We start from the raw sequence: 17,489 nt of genomic DNA, 5'->3' as shown, positions 1-17,489 counted from the left end.
ACACGTTGATTTACTCGCACCGAACGCCCTAGGCTGCAACCCGGGGCGTTCACCTTTTCTGGCCCCTGATAAATCTGAAATCACTTCAAATGTCCTGCGCTTCGAACTGCATTCCGGCAACATCAGCTTTCCTCCCGCTTGATACGAACATGTCCACGGCGTGATCTGCGGTGCCTGCGCTAAAGAGCGCAATGAGGCCAAAAAATCCGTGAACCTGATGATTGAGTTTTTTGCGGAATAACGCTGACAGCGTTTTGCGCTCGTGATGGTCGATGACGCCATCTGCCATAGCTTCAAGCTGGGCAGTTGCCAGTTCACCTTCAGCGGCTTTGGCCTTCATCTGCGTATCGAACAAATCAACCTTGTCCATTTCGCCAGCGGCCTTAATGTCCACCAGCAGCATTCCATGACGAACGGCCATGAACTCCGCTACGCAATGGGTACCAGTCAGTACTTCCATTTTCATCAGCTCATCTAGGGTGAAAAAGCGACTGCCGCACTTCTTGTAGAGATGGTTGTGGAACTGATCGATACTCATGCCTAAATCAGCAGCCATGCCTAAGCGACCGTGCTTATGTGCTTTGCACATCTGGCGTACTGCCTGGTTAATCGTGTCTACCATTTTGTTTTTCCTTGGGTAGTTATGTTTTTTTGGGTTTGGTTTTAAGCTGACTTTCGGCCAGGTAAGCCATCTTTGGCATTTGGGTAAATATCTGGTCGAAGTTGATGAGGTGTCACAGCCCACCCGCCCCATTCGCATAATGGAATCACGCGCTCAGGCGGGACTCGGTTTTTAGATACCCAGTTGGCAACTGATTGAACAGAGCTGAAACCAAATCGCCTGGAAACTTCAGACATTGACCCCACTGACTTAACAGCTTTCTCGCTGATGTTTTTGAAGCTTTGACGCATGACTCATTCCTCAATGATGGGTTGAATTTGATACTACTTAAAGTAGTAATAATATGCAACTTAAAATAGAAATGACAACTATGCTTTGTGCGCTTAATCTTCCACTCATGGTGGAAGAAGCTAAATACAAAGACTTTGCCGTCAGGCTTAACAAGTCGCTCCAGACCTTGTCGCTCGGAGTCAAAGAACTATCAGAATTCAGTGGCGTCTCTTATGAGATGGCGCGTCGTTACACTCTGGGCACAGCTAAGCCGAGGGATGAAAAAATGCTTAAGATTGCCGAGAAGTTGTCAGTCTCGCCTGCCTATCTCGATTACGGAGTGATTGATGGCTTTGATAAGCCAGAGAAAGGCACGGTCAGGATCAAGCAGTTTGATGTTCACGCTTCTGCTGGACACGGCTACATCAATCAACCTTTTCCGACAGTGATAAGCTCAATAGAAATTCCCGATGAGCGTGTCTATGAGCTTTTTGGTCGTAAAACATTAGATGGCATTGAGCTTATCAACGTTGATGGCGATAGCATGATGCCTACCCTTAGCCCAAGAGATTTACTCTTCATTGACAGGAGCGTTGATCACTTTAACGGTGATGGGGTTTATGTTTTTAACTTTGAAGATTCGACATTTGTTAAGCGACTTCAAAAAGTTAAAGGCAGAAGGCTTGCGGTTCTATCAGACAATGAAAACTATCCCCCGTTTTTCATTGAAGAAAATGAAATGTCTGAGCTTTTCATTTTCGGAAAGCTTATCAGGTGCTTACCTTTGAAAATGCTTGATTTCGGCTAGCATTCAATACAAGCAGACCGGCGAAAGCCGGTTTTTTTTCGCACTAAATTCATGCACATAATGAAATGCGCTATAAAACACCCTCATTTTCTACTTTTTGTTGTTGCATTTATCTACTTAAAGTAGCTATATTCTACACATCGGTTCCGCGTAGTTAGCTGAAAAGATGACGTGATGTTGTTGCTGTGAATCCAGGAAAGAGAGTTTGTTGTACTTGGCGGTTACTCCGGGGCTTTCATCCCATAAGGAGAGCGAAGGTAATGTTCACCCGGTTTAACCGCACTTTTTTGCACAACGATGAGAGCATTTGGCGGGCGCATAAGGCCGCGCCACAGAGGCGCTGAGTGTTCTCTTCGTTGTGACATGTCACAACAACCTTCAAGTGTGGAGGCGCGGCTCTGGGTTGTTGCAGTAACCCAGCAGCCAATTTACTAAATCCCAAAATTTTTATTGCCATCTTCGGCAAGGGATTAGTGCAACCAAAAATCGTGTGTGGAGTATTCATGGAAAAGTCAGACGACCCTATCACCGTTGGCCGTATCACCCTGCCCTATAGCCATCTGCTCAATGGCTGGCTGATGCCTGACGGGACCGTTATTAAAAATCCTATCAGGGCGCAGAACGAAGCTGAGCGCCTTAACTGCAACATCGTTTTTCACTGAGGGCCACCAGCATGTTATCGAATAAATCAAACAAAGAGCTTGTTGAAGCCGGTCATCAGTTCGCTAAAGCGCTTGATGCTGATATGCCACTTACTGAAATCGCAAAGCTTGTCTCTGCCCTTTCTACACGTCTGGATTGCGCCATCGTCCGTGGTGATGAATTGCAGCAGAAGATGGATTCGATGGCGGCTGAGAATGCGGCGCTTAAGTCTGCATTTCATCCTGAAAATCTGCCAGAAGAAGCTGTTGATGCGGTTAATAGCACTGCTCAGTTCGACTGGGACTCCAATGACTGTGGTAGTTGGACTTGGGTAGTTAACGACGATGATGTGGCAAAGGCGGTTATTTGCGCAATGACACCTCCGCAAACCCCAGCCACCGACGCTTACCTGAACTCGGTGCGGGCGGAAGGTGTGGACCTGGTAAAATCTCACCCTGCAATTTCGCTCGTTAGCCTAACTCACATCTGTGACCAGATCGCCGAGCAACTCCGCTCCGGCCCCCATGACACTGCGGATAAGGCGGGTGCCAAATGAAAAATTTAACGTACCCACAAAGAACGATGCTAAGAGCGCTTGTGAGCGGAAAAGGTTTTATTCCTCACTCATGCACCAACCCTACATTGAGTGCCTTAGAGCGTAGAGGGTTAGCGGATTATGACTATAAGGCGATGAGGTGGTACCCAACCGATTTGGGTAAATCTACGGTTGAAGAAAGCCATGCGGATAAGGCGGGTTGATATGAAGCTAAGCCTTAACGAACTTAAATTTATTTCCCCAGCTGTTCTGTATGGCTGGCAAGTGGAGCGCTGGACTAACAGAAACGGTAATTCTACTCACTACTGGCAGGGCGATCCATTGTTTCCAGTGCGTATAGGAAAGGTAATGGAAAAACTCTTACGCTGTATGTTTAGGTCTATTCGCCAGCGTAATCAAGAGCGGTGAGCCATGGACAGGAACCTGTCAGCTTCATTATGAAGATGCTTTATCGGCTATTGAGCGCCTTAACGCCACCGCACAGCCTGTAAGCGATAAACCGTCGCTCAAAGCCATGATGAATGCACTCGATGCCTTCTATGCTGATGAAAGCGTACCAGAATCGGCGATGATGAAGGCATTCAGAATTTTACTGGCTGATGTCATGCCATCAGCGCCGGGAGGTAAGGATGACTGATATCCATGAGCCAGATGAATCAGATAACGTGCTGGCATTCACTAAACGTTTTGACGGCAATTCAGACATTAAAGAAATGCGCAATCTTGTTGAGGCTGAAAAGCCTAAAGATGCTCCTTACCGATGCCAACATGCCAATGTTTTGGTTGACGCTCATTATCGGAGCCTCACATGTCGCCATTGCGGTGCCGTGGTCGATCCATTTGACTGGATAAATGAACGTGCAAAAGGCGAATCGAAAGTTGACTGGGAGCTAAAGAGCCTCCGTCAGGAAATAAAAGACCATCGAGACGGCTTGGAAAAGCTTAAACGTGAAGAAACAAACTGCCGCGCCCGTATCAAAACGGCACAGTTCAAGCTGAATGACCTGAATATGGAAATCCACAAAGTGGAGAAAGGCCGTGCCTAAATCCCCCGCCGAACGCAAAGCAGAGCAGCGCGCCAGACAGGCCGCTGCCGGTGTCAAAAAGCTGGAGATTGTTCTCGATGAGCAGGAACTGGCGATACTGGAGCAGAACTGTGCCACCCGCCGTCCGGGTCGTGAGCCCTACGAAATGGCAGAGTATATCGCTCTGCTTATTCGCCAGGACGATGCGCGGGTCCGTAGCCGGTTCAAATCGATGAGTAAGCGCAAGTGCGGTAAGTGTGGTGATTGCCTGCCTGTGCAGGATTGCCCACTGAAAGAAGAGTCAGCCTGTTGGGTTCGCCTTGGCTGGCATGAAACTAAATTGGTTATAGCGCCGTGACCTGTCACGGCTTTTCAAACCTGTTGCAGCGGGAGTGTGTGGGGTATGAACCAGAGCAATAACGAAATTATTTCCGATGCCGACATTGAGCAACTGACAGGCTACAAAACGCCTTCAAAGCAATGCCAGTGTCTTAAAAATGCTGGAATATTTTTTATGGTGCGAAGGGATGGCAGGCCGCGAACCACATGGCAGCATTTCAATGATCCACTGGCATCGCGTAAACAGACTACCAATGACATGAATGAGCCAGATTTTGGAGCGTTAGACTGATGGCAAGAGTCAGAAAGAACAAGGAAGATAACTGGTTACCGCCCCGCGTTTATCGGGGCCGTTCTGCTTACGAATTTAAACCCAAAAACGGCGGCACAGTCCGGCTATGCGACATAGACAGCACGAAGGCTCAGGTCTGGATAGCTTACGAAGCGCTTATTAACGAACGTAAGCGTGAAGATGCATTCGAAGGCCTGGCAGAATCCTTTTTTAACTCTCCAGATTTTTTTGAATTAGCCAAAGAAACGCAAAAAGACTACCGAAAATACTCGGTTAAAGTTTTGGCCGTATTCGGGAAGATGCCCCCTGACTCCATTAAACCGGAACACATCCGTAAATATATGGATAAACGCGGACTGAAAAGCCGTGTTCAGGCTAACCGTGAGAAGGCGTTTATTTCACGTGTTTATCGATGGGGATATGAGCGTGGGTTGGTGAAGGGAAATCCCACTAAAGGGGTCAAACAGTACAAAGAAAAGTCTCGCGACCGTTATGTTACGCACGAGGAGTATGCAGCCTTGTATAGCCTCGCTTCGCCCGTTGAGAAAATAGCCATGGAGCTAGCATATTTGTGTCTGGCGCGGCAGGCTGACGTTCTTTCAATGAAGAAAACTCAGCTTGTTGAGCAAGGGATATTGATCAAGCAAAGCAAAACTTCAGTAGCCCAGATAAAGGGCTGGAGCGAAAGACTCCGTTCTGTCATTGCCCTGGCAGAGTCATTACCACTGAATAAAGGAATGAGCAGTATTTTTATCATCCACCAGCCTTCCGGTGCCGGTTATACAAGAGATGGTTTTAATGCCAGATGGAGGAAGCTGAAGCAGGAAGCAAAGGATAAATTCCCTGACATTGATTTCAACTTTACGTTTCATGATTTGAAGGCAAAAGGGGTTTCAGATTTGAATGTTGATATTTACGAGAAGCGGGCAATTTCGGGTCACAAGAATGTCGAACAGACGGCACGATATGACAGGAAAATCGCTGTGGTTCCGGTGGTTGGGGCAGAGCTGGAAGCGCTTCATATTCTGAAGCCATATTCTGAAAAGCAGAAATAAAAACAAAAACCGCCCAAAGAGGCGGCTTAAACGACATTGCTACTACTTGATTTTATTAGTGTTTCAATATGGTGCCCGGGGCGGGACTTGAACCCGCACGACCTTGCGATCGAGGGATTTTAAATCCCTTGTGTCTACCGATTTCACCACCCGGGCGAGGTATAACTGGAGGCGCGTCCCGGAGTCGAACCGAGGTACACGGATTTGCAATCCGCTGCATAGCCACTCTGCCAACGCGCCTTAAACTTGTCTGCTGCCAGGTTATCCTGGCCTGCTAATTTGGAGCGGGAAACGAGACTCGAACTCGCGACCCCGACCTTGGCAAGGTCGTGCTCTACCAACTGAGCTATTCCCGCATTATCTTACCGTTCAGTTCACTGCCTGCTGAAGGCTCGATATTTAATGCACTTCATCGAACTTACTGATTTTTCTTAGCTTCTGCAGCTGTGCTGCCGTTCGATGCGATGCATTCTACTGAGATGACGCGATGAGTCAATAAAATTATCCCCACAATGCGTCCGTTTGCTGCTTTTTAAATCGTATCGATCACGGTTCGAGCAAATCCCCGCGCGCCGCGCTCAGATACTGAAACATCGACCAGAAAGTCAGCACTGCCGCAATGTATAACGCAACGACACCCACACCGACAACCATGCTGTCCGGACGCCACAACAAGGCAAAAAGTGAGAACATCTGTGCCGTTGTTTTTACCTTACCAATCCAGGAAACGGCAACGCTGCTGCGTTTGCCGATTTCAGCCATCCATTCGCGCAGCGCGGAGATAATAATTTCTCGTGCAATCATCGTTGCGGCTGGCAGCGTGATCCACCAGGCATGAAAGTACTCCGCAACCAATACCAGGGCAATTGCCACCATGACTTTATCGGCAACAGGATCGAGGAAAGCGCCAAAGCGGGTTGTCTGCTTCCAGCGACGCGCCAGAAAGCCGTCGAACCAGTCGGTTACGGCTGCCACAACAAAGATCAACGCGGTAACAAATGGCGCCCAGTGGAACGGCAGATAGAAAGCCAGCACAAAGAACGGAATAAGAACGACGCGAAACAGGGTAAGACAGGTCGGAATGTTAAATTGCATATGCTGGTAACTGTCTGGATTGGGTGGTGTTTAACGTATGTTCCTACATTGCCCACCCTGTTTCAATGCTAGTGTTTCAACGAGTAGTAGATTTTTTCCGCCAAAGCATGGGATATGCCAGGGACATTCGCGATCTCTTCCACCGATGCATTCATCAGCGGTTGCAGGCCCCCCATGTACTTAAGCAGCTGCTGGCGTCGTTTTGGCCCCACACCTTCAATGCTTTCCAGAGCACTGGTATTTTTCACTTTGGCCCGTTTTTTACGGTGCCCTGAAATAGCATGATTGTGAGCATCATCACGAATATGCTGAATCACGTGCAGCGCTGGTGCATCAGGCGACAGGGAAATCCCCTCGCCCTCCGCCTCGAAAAACAGCGTTTCAAGACCGGCTTTGCGATCGGTGCCTTTTGCTACGCCCAGTAAAATGGGACGTGATTTATCCCAGCTCACGTCCAGTTCGGCAAAAACCTGCTTTGCCTGAGCCAATTGGCCTTTACCGCCGTCGATCAAAATGACATCGGGGATCTTCTCTTCCTCAATCGCTTTTCCATAACGGCGACGCAGCACCTGATTCATCGCTGCATAATCATCACCAGGCGTGATGCCGGCAATGTTATAGCGGCGATAATCGGCACGGAGGGGACCGTTTTGATCGAACACGACACAGGACGCGATGGTCTGCTCTCCCATGGTATGGCTGATATCAAAACACTCCATTCGGGTGATCTTATCCAACTCCAGAAACTCGGCTAACGCAGTGAGACGCTGATGAATGGTCGAGTGCTGAGACAAACGGGTTTTTAATGCCGAACCGGCATTGGTTCGTGCCAGTTTGAGATAGCGCGCGCGATCACCACGAGGTTTACTTTGAATATTCACCCGACGCCCGGCTAATTCGGTCAGCGACTCAGACAGCAGTTCGCGCTCAGGTAAGGTGAAATCCAGCAAAATTTCACCGGGCAGCGTCCGCATTTCGCTACCCTGCAAATAAAACTGCCCCACAAAGGTTTGCACGACTTCCGCCAGATCGGTATCGGCGGGCACCTTTGGAAAATAGCTTCGGCTTCCCAACACTTTACCCTGACGGATAAACAGCACGTGTAAACAGGCCATACCTGCATCGTAGGCCACGCCAATCACATCCAGGTCGTCGCCCTGATTAGACACAAACTGTTTTTCGGTGACGCGCCTGACGGCCTGGATCTGGTCGCGCAGGCGTGCCGCTTCTTCAAACCGCAGGGCATGACTTGCATCTTCCATACGGCGGACCAGTAAATTCAGCACCTGATCATCCTTACCCGCCAGAAACAGCCGCACGTAATCCGTTTGCTGTGCGTACTCTTCCTCACTCACCAGCCCGGCAACACAGGGACCCAGGCAGCGGCCAATCTGGTATTGCAGGCAGGGGCGCGTACGGTTGCGATACACGCTGTTCTCGCATTGACGGATGGGAAACACTTTTTGCAGCAGCGCCAGCGTTTCTCGTACCGCGTAGCCATTGGGGAACGGGCCGAAATATTCGCCTTTCGCGTGTTTCGCGCCCCGATGCATCGCCAGGCGAGGATGAACATCGCTGCTGAGAAAAATGTAGGGGTAGGATTTATCGTCGCGCAACAGAACGTTGTAGCGCGGTTGATAAAGCTTGATGTAATTGTGCTCAAGCAACAACGCTTCGGTTTCAGTATGGGTTACGGTGACATCGATGTGATGGATGTTACTCACCAGCGCTTCGGTTTTTCGGCTGCCAACGTTCGTACGAAAATAGCTCGTAAGCCGCTTTTTCAGATCTTTGGCTTTGCCGACATAGATAACCGTTCCGGAAGCGTCATACATCCGGTATACGCCGGGTTCACTGGTGACCGTACTCAGAAAGATTTTGGGATTAAAGAGGTCACTCACTACTTATTAACGGCTCCGCATTATACAGGCCATGTCTGATGGCCAGATGCGTTAACTCTACATCGCCACTGATATTCAGTTTGCTGAACATCCGGTAACGGTAGCTGTTAACGGTTTTAGGACTGAGATTAAGCTGCTCGGAAATTTCCGTCACCTTTTGCCCCTTGGTGATCATCAGCATAATCTGCAATTCCCTTTCCGACAAACAGCTGAAGGGAGATTCGGCTTTTTGTGGCTCAATCTGGCTAAGCGCCATTTGTTGAGCGATGTCCGATGCAATGTAGCGCTGCCCGGCGTTGACCGAGCGAATCGCGTTTACCACTTCCTGTGGCGCTGCGCCCTTACTGAGATAACCTGCGGCACCAGCCTGCATGACTTTTGCCGGCAGGGGGTTTTCAGTATGGATAGTCAGCATGATGATTTTGATATCAGGGTTGTAGCGCACGATTTTTCGCGTCGCCTCCAGCCCGCCGATGCCCGGCATGTTCATATCCATTAAAATGACATCAACCTGATTAGCACGGCACCACTTAACGGCATCTTCACCACAACAGGCTTCGCCAGCGATCACCAGACCTTTAATATCTTCGAGAATACGGCGGATACCGGCACGTACCAGTTCATGGTCATCGACAAGAAGGACAGTGATCAACGCGAAGCACTCCGCAGCTAATAAAGAGGTAGCATTTAACGATTGCGAGCGGCAATCATACCCGTTTTTGCATTAAAAGCACATATACAAAGTCGTGGGAGGAGAGCTTTCAATGATTTATATCAATGCAAATCCTGGGTTATTGGAAAGCGCATCCCAAAAAACAGCTACTGCAATGGGATTTTTAAAAAAATAGTCTTTTCATAAAGTTAAAAAAAAATAGCGTCTCAATTAATCATATTCCTGACATTGCTGTCTGTTTTTTTTGACCTGACCATTCCTGCACGTGATTAATAAATTTAACTGAACAAAGTAAGGCGGGAACGCCTGCTGTCGTGATGCACTCAGCAAGCGTAATCCCCTGTGGTATACTCTCGGATTGCTGTGCGTACCGAATAAGAGACGACGTTAACCACCAAGGAGAAATTCATGAGCGATGAAGATTTCGCGACCTCGCAGGAAACGCAAAAATTATCTGATGAAGTGGCTTGCCTGAAGATGATGATCACACTGATTCTGAAAGGAATGGGCCAGGCCGATGCGGGCAAAGTGATCATTAACATGGAACGCTACGTCAAAACCCTGGGCGACATGCCGCAGGCGGAAGTGTTCAGCAACACGATCAAGCAAATCAAAGCGGCTTATCGTCAGTAACGCTAAGATGCCCCCGTCACCGGGGGCATAAACTCAACCGTGCGGGTGCCAGTTAACCGAGACGCCCAACGAAGGCAGAACCTCCTCCGGGCTGAAGCGGCGTGCACCACGGTATTTTTCTGCCAGTGCTGGCTGGCTGACGGGAATACGGATGGCAAACAGGTTATCTTCCGACTGAATCAGTCCGGGCGTTAAGGGCTGATAAACGACCTGATGCTGCTCGAACATCTTTTCCAGCATCGGCGTGGCCGAGCTGATAATAAATTCAATACCGTTAATTTCGGCCAGTTGAACAGCATGCCAGAGAATCGTAAGTGGCAACTCAGGATCGACCTCCAGCCGCGCTGAGAAACGCGACATTTCCCAGACTTTTTCGTGGTTGAACGGTAAAACGATACCTTCCGTTTGCTCGGGTTCAGTCCAGGGCATTAATCGCGCACAGCCACTGATACCATTGCGTACACTCCATGCGATCAACCAGGTTACATCAGAGCGATCAAAACGATCGTACTCTTGCCCAGGCGTGCTCAGACGCGGCGGAATCGACCAACCTTCACCCCGTGCAAACACGCTATAACGGTAACTGCCAAGCTCGGCAAGCAAGGAAGATGGCATATCCTTTAACTGCGTTTGAACTATTTTCATCATGCGCCTCTGACATCCCCATGTTTGCAATGATTTCTTTGCGCCTGCCCAGGAGCGCACTAGCGCAGGGTAGACAAGTGACCTCAACGAGGGAACTACTAAAGTTGGCAGTTGCTTTTCATTTAAATCAGTCCAATTGCTGCGGCGTAGCATGCAATTTGAGTTTTATTAGAAACATTAAAACGTTTTTTCATATTTTTTTGGTAAAAATTTACGGTGTGCTCAGAAATCGACAAAATAAGTGAAATTTCTTGTGACGTTTTGCCTTCAGCAGTCCATCTCAAAATTTCGAGCTCACGCTGACTAAAATCATTTCCCTGGACCATCAGTGCTTCATCATTCAGGCGTTCGAGTAAGGACAGGCTTTGCTCAGCCAAAAAATGCAGCTTTACCTCGAGCTCAACTCGCCGGCTGCCAGTAATAAAGGGACGCTTTGATCCTATAGATAATATACCAACGGCGCGATTTGATGCCATTGCAGAACACGAAAATCCGCTCAGGAGCCCAAAATTACACGCATCCTGCCACATTTCTTTTGCCGAGCTAAACAGCTCAGGCGTCCACTCAACCCCTTTTCCTGAGCGCAGGCAAAGCTGCAACACGGGATCGATCGCATAATAATTCTGCTCTTTATAACGTTTAATCCACAATTTAGGATAAGTGTCATGTAAATAAACACGTGGTCGGGTAAAAGGAACGCGGTGCTGGATAAAAAAAGCGAAATAATCGAAACCCAGTGACTGGATATAATCCTGCAGGAGCCCCTTTAATTGTTGGGTCGTCGCCAGTGCCTGAAAATGATTTTCAGTCTCAGTCCGCCAGGAAAAATAATCTTCACTTGTCATATTGCCTCAACTTCCACTACGTGCTTGATATCTTTGCATCAGAAATGAATTTACCCTGTGTCAGCACATCAAAAAAAGCTTTATTTTCATTTGGTTTTAAAGACCCGTTACGGGCAAAATGCCAAAACCAGGGATAAAAGAATGCTGCTGGCAATTCAGGCAACGCGTGATGGGCAGAATAATAGGATTTTTCTTATATTTTTTCAATCTTTAAACGCAGCCAGCATTGAAAAATAATACTAAAGAAGTTGCGGTCCGCAACTTATTATTTTCCTGGATGACCCATTTGATACCCGCAACGGGTCAATGTACACCTTTTATGCATCATCATTGCTGATTAAACGTTCAAGGCAAAGCCTAAAAAAGAACATGCTGCAGTATCGCTGACATCAAATGTGGCGTTATTCAAACCTCCGGGTAACATGATCTCTGCCGAAAACGCGTCCCTTACCGCGCCTGGAGCCCTACTCTTTTGGCTCTGCTCAAGCGTGATGCACGACCTTAAGTGAAACGCGTGACGCAAAGAGAATGTCTTTTCCCTGATAAGAAAGAAGCTGTTCATATTGTTGCCCCAGGATAAAATATCAGACATGAATTAACTTAACATATTGTCTGAGCGGGGGTAAAATACAGCCTGTAAAAAACAATCAATAACGTATTTAATAAGAAAAAAATATCACAATAAAATATCGGAATGTTAATAAAATTAAAACACGGCAACGACCTCAGAATTCATTATCCCACATGCATTAAATAACGTCTATTCGCTGCAAGGCACAACACCACACATAATAAAGGTTGCATACCCGGATATAACGTTAATAAAAAAAGCGAAACCTGAAAAACCGAAATAGTTGCATATTTTTTATGCTGGATAATAAGAAATAAAAACCCCGTAATTACCCTCAGCGCTGTCCTGTTACTATCTGCAATAACCTGCCCCACGCATGCCAAAATGAAAATGTGTTGCATGCGCAGTATTATAATCCGGCCCAAGCGCATTACCAAAAAAGTGACAACCTGTTCGCCACAATCCGTGAAGTAATAGCGCTTTCTCTTCAGGTTGCTGCCAGTGTTGACTGACCACCAGCCGCTGACCATTGGCCAGACGATAGGCCGTTATATCCCAGGCGTCAGCAGTGGCATGTTCGCTTAGTCGCCCCTGAGTTCGGTGATAGATATTACGACAGGCATAACTGCCAACATGCTCAATGCCCACCAGCCGGGTGCCCGACTGCTGAAGAATCTGCTGACTGCTGTGAACCACATACAGGGTGGCCGCAACGGCCATGGGACAGCTGGCCAGAAAGCTGCTGCTGAGTGATACTGCGCCCATTTTTTGCACTCTCAGCGGCTGAGCCAGCGGACACTGACCGGCGATGGCTGGTTGCTGGCTGAAACTCACCCGTCCCGCCTGCTCTGCCCGACGCATGACGTCAAGACAGGCAGCAGGATCATTTTGCAGACGCTTGATTTTCAGCCGCGTCATCCAGCCTGGCGGATCGGTCACCGAGAGAGGCGTGAACGGATTAAACTGCGGGGGTAAGTGCTGTTTCAGCCAGGGCAAACTCATCCACCCCAGTCCGGTCATGATAATAAGCAGGACAAGCGTGCGCATAATGCCTCTGATGTGAAACAACGAATAATGAGGAAGTGTAGAAGCACCGTGCGTTGTCTGCCCCGGAGATAACACAAGGTGATGAAATATTACCTAATCTGACGTAAAAACCGCCTGCTGGAAGCAAAAATGCTCTTTTGATGAGTATGTTGTCTGATATTGTTAAAAAATGATTACCGTTTTTATCCTTACTTCCTCTATCTTATGCCAAATTGCTTCAGACACTCAGTCATCCTCAACAGCCATCAGAGCTGACACAACATCAAGACAGGAAAGACAATTTCATGGTTGATCACTCTCACCACACGCAGAGCCCGCAAGGCTCAGACACATTGCGGCGCAATCTGCATAACCGGCATATCCAGCTCATCGCTATCGGCGGCGCTATCGGAACGGGTCTGTTTATGGGCTCGGGAAAAACCATTAGTCTGGCCGGCCCGTCCATCATTTTCGTCTATATGATCATCGGCTTTATGCTGTTTTTCGTCATGCGCGCAATGGGCGAATTGCTGCTGTCGAATCTGGAATACAAATCCTTTAGCGATTTTGCGGCCGACTTACTTGGGCCGTGGGCGGGCTACTTCACCGGTTGGACATACTGGTTCTGTTGGGTGGTCACCGGTATCGCCGACGTGGTGGCTATCAGCGCCTACTTCCAGCTCTGGTTTCCGGGGTTCTCCATCTGGATGAGTGCGCTGTTGTGCGTCTTTGTCTTTTTGGCGTTGAATATCGCCACGGTGAAGATGTTCGGTGAGATGGAATTCTGGTTCGCCATCATCAAAATTGTGGCGATTGTCGCCTTAATTGTGACCGGAATCGTGTTGGTTTCACTCCACTATCCTTCTCCCGGTGGCGGTACCGCAGCCCTGAGTAATATCTGGGATCACGGCGGTATGTTTCCCAAAGGACTGAGCGGATTTTTTGCCGGGTTTCAGATCGCTGTGTTTGCCTTTGTCGGCATTGAGCTGGTCGGTACGGCCGCCGCCGAAACACAGGATCCGCACAAGGTCTTACCGCGCGCCATTAACGCGATTCCCTTGCGCGTCATTATGTTTTATGTCCTGGCCCTGATGGTAATCATGTCTGTCACGCCCTGGACAGAAGTGATGGCCGATCGCAGTCCGTTCGTTGAGATGTTTGTTTTAATTGGTCTTCCGGCGGCGGCAAGTATCGTGAACTTCGTGGTATTAACATCTGCCGCCTCATCGGCTAACAGCGGCATTTTCTCGACCAGTCGCATGCTGTATGGCTTATCACAGCAGGGCGTTGCCAGCCGGGCTTTTGGGCGGTTATCTGCGCGCGCCGTTCCCACGACCGGCCTGTTCTTCTCCTGCTTCTGTTTGCTGTGCGGCGTAGCGCTGATTTACCTGATTCCGGATGTGATGACCGTCTTTACTCTGGTCACCACGGTTTCGGCCATTCTGTTTATGTTCGTCTGGACCATCATCCTGTGCAGCTATCTGGCCTATCGCAAAAAATTTCCGGAACGCCATGCGGCATCTAACTTTAAAATGCCATTGGGTAAATTCATGTGTTGGGTTTGTATGGCCTTCTTCGTGTTTATCCTCGTCCTGCTCACGCTACAGGAGGATACACGTCAGGCATTAATGGTGACGCCATTATGGTTTATCCTGCTGGCCATCGGCTGGCAGCTGCGTAAACGCACGCGCCGTTAATCCCCAGCATGAAGAAAGCCCGACAAAAGTCGGGCTTTTTTTTTATAACTGCTCAGCAATATGGCTGAACGTGCGCTTCAACGTGCGCCCGGCGGACGGGAGGTGCTGCGGCCGGGCATCCGGACGCTGTGCCGTTCCCAAACCAAAGGTGAAGGTGTAGCGGTCATCGTCGCCCATACGCAAATCGGCGATGGTGATCTGTCCATCGCGCTCACTCATGGCATAAAAGCCGTGGCTGAACCAGGCAATCCGCTCTGCAAACCAGTTCCCCTTGAATGATGCAAATAATTCAGGATGACGGGGCCGCCAGGTCACCGTAACGGGACGCCTCGGCGACAGCAAAGACCAGTAAGCTTCCCCATAACGATCGGGCGTGATAATGACGCTACGCCAGACAAGGGTATTTAGCGCCGTGGGCGTGACCAGCACCTTGTTTGTTGCAATGCCCTGCTGTTCAAGTGACTGTTTGATCTGCCCGTCCGCGACCTGCTGAATCAGCACGCTCCAGACGAGATAGGCCGAGCTCAATGCCAGTCCCGCGCGGTTCCAGCGCAATCCCCGATCGCTGCGACGCCACAACGCCACCGCTAAGCCAACGAGCAGCGGTAAGGTATAAAGCGGATCGACAATATATATGCTGCCGATCGCGTAAGGATGATCGGTAAGCGGTAATCCCAGTTGCGTGCCATATACCGTCATCAGATCGAGAAGAGGATGGGTGATCAGCGCCAGCCAGATGGCGGGCCACCAGGCCGTCCATGCTGGCCCGGCACGACAAAGCCGTGCAACCAGCCAGGCCACTAAGGGGGAAAGCAGCGTCAGATAAAGCAGCGCATGGCTTTCGGTTCGGTGCAGCGTCATATTGCGGATAGCATCACCGTGATCGAGAAAGACATCAAGATCCGGCAACGTTCCGCAGGCCGCGCCGATAATGGCGGCCTGCCAGGCCGGAACACGGCGGCCCATCACCGCCAGGGTTACTGACGCGCCCAGTACGCATTGTGAAACAGAATCCATCAGCCCGCTCCAGTGTTTATTCCTGTATTCAGTATGGCCTTGTTCTTTTAACGCACCCGAATACCTTCAATAATAATGCGCTGAACGTTCTCTACCGTTTCTTCAAAAAACAGCGGATTAGTGAGCCTGTTTCCCGTAATGGCTTCAACCTGACTGGCAAAATCGGCGTAGTGCTGCGTGGTTGCCCAGAGCATAAAAATCAGGTGTTGGGGCTGAATACCCGCCAGCCGTCCTTCGGCTATCCAGCGCTGTATAATCGCTGTTTTATCATCCATAAGTTGTTTTAAATCCCCCGCCAGTTCACCTTTCAACAGGGGCGCCCCCTGGAGCATTTCCAGGCAAAACAGCCTTGATGCCTGCGGATGGTCCCGCGAGACTTCAAGTTTTAGGCGGATATAGTGCCGAATGGCTCTCAAAGGATCCTGATCGTGGCTCAGTGCACGCAGGGGCGCCAGCCAGACATCCAGGATCTCTTTCAACACAGCAATATAGAGCGCTTCTTTGGAAGGATAGTAGTACAGCAAATTCGTTTTAGAGACACCGGCGCGGTCAGCGACTTTTTCCAGCCGCGTACCGTGGATGCCAAACTGGGAAAAAAAGCTCAGCGCGGCCTCCAGAATAGCCGCCCGTTTGGCAGCGACGGCCACTGAGCGGCGCGTGGGCACTGATTGTTCCTTTTTCATAGGGTTCCCCTCGCCTGACACTGTGTATCACAGCAAACTCATGAATTTGCCACGTGATAACAGTGAAGGTTTAAACGCTGCGGTAATGTCAGTAACACGCACAACGACAACATCTCTCTCAGAACAGGCGCAATAACCGACTCGCGCCTTCGCGTCATCCTTTTGACCTTCATTCGTCCCGTGAAGAGGCTGAGGGTATCGCTTTGCGGCGCTTCAGACGCAGTTCACTGATAATCACGCCGCAGACGATAAAAGCGCCACCGAGTATCGCGGCTGCCGGCAAACGTTCGCCGGCGATGCGCCCGACCACGCCCGCCCATACCGGCTCTCCGGCGTAAATAACCGTTGCCCGCGTGGGCGATACGCTGCGTTGTGCCCAGTTCATCGTCACCTGGATAAGCGCACTGGCGGCACCCAGACCTAATGCGCTGAGCAATAACGGCGTCGACAGGGCAGGCAACGTTTCCCCGTTAGGAAGCATAAAGCAGAAGGCACAGAGTGAAGCGACGGTAAGCTGTATAAAGGTCACACGACGAACATCAACATGACCGGCGAAGCGGCTGATAAGAATAATTTCGCCCGCAATCGCCAGGGTACTGATCAGCGTGGCAATCTCCCCCTGATTGAGCACCACCCTTCCGTCCTGCGGCCCCGCAACCAGTATTAAGCCGCAAAACGCCAGTAAGATACCCAGCCATGCCATTAACGGAGGTGGACGCCGCAGGAACAGCCATTGTAAAAGCGGCACAACCGGAACATATAAGGCGGTCAGAAAGGCCGACTGGCTGCTGGAGATGGTCTGCATCCCCCATGTCTGCAGACCGTAACCCGCGGCAATGGTCAGGCCGATAAGCGTTCCCGCCTTTATTTCAGTCCAGCTGATTGCGGCAAGGTAACGGCGGAAAAAGAGCGCCAGCAGGATGGCCGCAGTAGCAAACCGCACCCCAACAAAGAAAAACGGGCCTGAGTGCTGCATCGCCCGATGTACCACTAAAAACGTCCCGCCCCAGATCATCGTAATGAAAATAAGTACCCATTCCTGACGCGTTATACGCACGGTCAGTCTACGCGTCGTAGTCGACATAGTTCACCTG

21 protein-coding genes and 3 tRNA genes are annotated in these 17,489 nt (G+C 49.7%); 10 read left to right on the top strand and 14 right to left on the bottom strand.

All coding sequences use genetic code 11. The annotated features are described in order from the left end of the window. Positions 1-85: 85 nt before the first annotated feature. Both ACPXSQ_RS03180 and ACPXSQ_RS03175 read right to left on the bottom strand, forming a co-directional pair. The gene (locus tag ACPXSQ_RS03180) at positions 86-622 is read right to left on the bottom strand and encodes a YmfL family putative regulatory protein (protein WP_029570350.1); all 537 of its coding nucleotides are present in this window, start codon (positions 620-622) and stop codon (positions 86-88) included. 41 nt (positions 623-663) lie between these two features. Beyond that, a complete protein-coding gene (locus ACPXSQ_RS03175; protein ID WP_019106224.1) occupies positions 664-912 on the bottom strand; it encodes a transcriptional regulator in 249 nt (82 codons plus the stop codon). A gap of 53 nt (positions 913-965) precedes the next feature. On the opposite strand from ACPXSQ_RS03175, the gene ACPXSQ_RS03170 reads away from it, so the two are divergent. From ACPXSQ_RS03170 to ACPXSQ_RS03140, 7 genes are all read left to right on the top strand, one after another. Continuing rightward, positions 966-1,700, top strand: a complete 735-nt coding sequence (locus tag ACPXSQ_RS03170) for a LexA family transcriptional regulator (protein WP_019106223.1) — start codon at positions 966-968, stop codon at positions 1,698-1,700. A gap of 503 nt (positions 1,701-2,203) precedes the next feature. Further along, a complete protein-coding gene (locus ACPXSQ_RS03165; RefSeq protein ID WP_019106222.1) occupies positions 2,204-2,362 on the top strand; it encodes a DUF1317 family protein in 159 nt (52 codons plus the stop codon). An 11-nt stretch (positions 2,363-2,373) separates the two neighbouring features. Further along, positions 2,374-2,898, top strand: coding sequence for a hypothetical protein (locus ACPXSQ_RS03160; RefSeq protein WP_426142736.1), 525 nt, complete (start codon positions 2,374-2,376; stop codon positions 2,896-2,898). Positions 2,899-3,527: 629 nt separating this feature from the next. Beyond that, the gene (locus ACPXSQ_RS03155; protein ID WP_426142734.1) at positions 3,528-3,944 is read left to right on the top strand and encodes a hypothetical protein; all 417 of its coding nucleotides are present in this window, start codon (positions 3,528-3,530) and stop codon (positions 3,942-3,944) included. After that, positions 3,937-4,281 (top strand): hypothetical protein, encoded by a 345-nt coding sequence (locus ACPXSQ_RS03150; protein ID WP_426142732.1) that lies wholly within the window; start codon positions 3,937-3,939, stop codon positions 4,279-4,281. Before ACPXSQ_RS03155 ends, ACPXSQ_RS03150 begins: the two co-directional genes overlap by 8 nt. Before the next feature lie 45 nt (positions 4,282-4,326). Beyond that, positions 4,327-4,554, top strand: a complete 228-nt coding sequence (locus ACPXSQ_RS03145) for a DUF4224 domain-containing protein (protein ID WP_019106213.1) — start codon at positions 4,327-4,329, stop codon at positions 4,552-4,554. Next, positions 4,554-5,609, top strand: a complete 1,056-nt coding sequence (locus tag ACPXSQ_RS03140) for a tyrosine-type recombinase/integrase (RefSeq protein ID WP_426142730.1) — start codon at positions 4,554-4,556, stop codon at positions 5,607-5,609. The genes ACPXSQ_RS03145 and ACPXSQ_RS03140 overlap by 1 nt, the downstream gene beginning before the upstream one ends. A gap of 69 nt (positions 5,610-5,678) precedes the next feature. Here ACPXSQ_RS03140 and ACPXSQ_RS03135 read toward each other — a convergent pair. From ACPXSQ_RS03135 to uvrY, 6 genes are all read right to left on the bottom strand, one after another. Then, positions 5,679-5,765, bottom strand: a tRNA-Leu gene (locus ACPXSQ_RS03135). A gap of 10 nt (positions 5,766-5,775) precedes the next feature. Continuing rightward, a tRNA-Cys gene (locus ACPXSQ_RS03130) sits at positions 5,776-5,849 on the bottom strand. Positions 5,850-5,889: 40 nt separating this feature from the next. Then, a tRNA-Gly gene (locus ACPXSQ_RS03125) sits at positions 5,890-5,965 on the bottom strand. A 190-nt stretch (positions 5,966-6,155) separates the two neighbouring features. Further along, positions 6,156-6,704 (bottom strand): CDP-diacylglycerol--glycerol-3-phosphate 3-phosphatidyltransferase, encoded by a 549-nt coding sequence (gene pgsA / locus ACPXSQ_RS03120; RefSeq protein WP_006118776.1) that lies wholly within the window; start codon positions 6,702-6,704, stop codon positions 6,156-6,158. A gap of 68 nt (positions 6,705-6,772) precedes the next feature. Then, positions 6,773-8,605, bottom strand: a complete 1,833-nt coding sequence (gene uvrC, locus ACPXSQ_RS03115) for an excinuclease ABC subunit UvrC (protein ID WP_013025304.1) — start codon at positions 8,603-8,605, stop codon at positions 6,773-6,775. Further along, positions 8,598-9,257 carry a UvrY/SirA/GacA family response regulator transcription factor gene (uvrY, locus tag ACPXSQ_RS03110; RefSeq protein ID WP_013025303.1) on the bottom strand — a complete coding sequence of 220 codons (660 nt, stop codon included), beginning with the start codon at positions 9,255-9,257 and terminating at the stop codon, positions 8,598-8,600. Before uvrY ends, uvrC begins: the two co-directional genes overlap by 8 nt. A 429-nt stretch (positions 9,258-9,686) precedes the next feature. On the opposite strand from uvrY, the gene ACPXSQ_RS03105 reads away from it, so the two are divergent. Continuing rightward, complete coding sequence (locus ACPXSQ_RS03105; protein ID WP_013025302.1) at positions 9,687-9,911, top strand: DUF2594 family protein; 225 nt, start codon at positions 9,687-9,689, stop codon at positions 9,909-9,911. A 33-nt stretch (positions 9,912-9,944) separates the two neighbouring features. Here ACPXSQ_RS03105 and ACPXSQ_RS03100 read toward each other — a convergent pair whose 3' ends face one another. Next, on the bottom strand, positions 9,945-10,556 hold the full coding sequence (locus ACPXSQ_RS03100; protein WP_014606161.1) for an acyl-homoserine-lactone synthase: 612 nt from the start codon (positions 10,554-10,556) through the stop codon (positions 9,945-9,947). 122 nt (positions 10,557-10,678) lie between these two features. Next, on the bottom strand, positions 10,679-11,401 hold the full coding sequence (sdiA, locus tag ACPXSQ_RS03095) for a transcriptional regulator SdiA (RefSeq protein WP_013025300.1): 723 nt from the start codon (positions 11,399-11,401) through the stop codon (positions 10,679-10,681). Positions 11,402-11,458: 57 nt separating this feature from the next. Between sdiA and ACPXSQ_RS03090 the strand changes: the two genes are divergently transcribed. After that, positions 11,459-11,638, top strand: coding sequence for a hypothetical protein (locus tag ACPXSQ_RS03090; protein WP_133344322.1), 180 nt, complete (start codon positions 11,459-11,461; stop codon positions 11,636-11,638). A gap of 685 nt (positions 11,639-12,323) precedes the next feature. On the opposite strand, the gene ACPXSQ_RS03085 is transcribed toward ACPXSQ_RS03090, so the two are convergent. Continuing rightward, positions 12,324-13,019, bottom strand: a complete 696-nt coding sequence (locus ACPXSQ_RS03085; RefSeq protein WP_014593363.1) for an extensin family protein — start codon at positions 13,017-13,019, stop codon at positions 12,324-12,326. A gap of 284 nt (positions 13,020-13,303) precedes the next feature. On the opposite strand from ACPXSQ_RS03085, the gene cycA reads away from it, so the two are divergent. Then, positions 13,304-14,695 (top strand): D-serine/D-alanine/glycine transporter, encoded by a 1,392-nt coding sequence (gene cycA, locus ACPXSQ_RS03080; protein WP_013025298.1) that lies wholly within the window; start codon positions 13,304-13,306, stop codon positions 14,693-14,695. A 42-nt stretch (positions 14,696-14,737) separates the two neighbouring features. Here the strand turns inward: cycA and ACPXSQ_RS03075 are convergent, their stop codons facing one another. From ACPXSQ_RS03075 to ACPXSQ_RS03065, 3 genes are all read right to left on the bottom strand, one after another. After that, positions 14,738-15,712 (bottom strand): metal-dependent hydrolase, encoded by a 975-nt coding sequence (locus ACPXSQ_RS03075; RefSeq protein WP_426142725.1) that lies wholly within the window; start codon positions 15,710-15,712, stop codon positions 14,738-14,740. A gap of 47 nt (positions 15,713-15,759) precedes the next feature. Beyond that, positions 15,760-16,395: an HTH-type transcriptional regulator RutR gene (gene rutR, locus ACPXSQ_RS03070; RefSeq protein WP_014593360.1), complete on the bottom strand. Its 636-nt coding sequence runs from the start codon at positions 16,393-16,395 to the stop codon at positions 15,760-15,762. A 169-nt stretch (positions 16,396-16,564) separates the two neighbouring features. Then, entirely contained in the window at positions 16,565-17,479 is a 915-nt protein-coding gene (locus tag ACPXSQ_RS03065) for a DMT family transporter (RefSeq protein WP_013025295.1), read from the bottom strand. Positions 17,480-17,489: the final 10 nt, after the last annotated feature.

The sequence above is a fragment of the Pantoea sp. EEL5 genome, from assembly GCF_049892805.1.
GTDB classification, from domain to species: domain Bacteria; phylum Pseudomonadota; class Gammaproteobacteria; order Enterobacterales; family Enterobacteriaceae; genus Pantoea; species Pantoea ananatis.
Note: the sequence above shows the minus strand (reverse complement) of the source record. Positions and strands in the feature narration are given on the sequence as shown.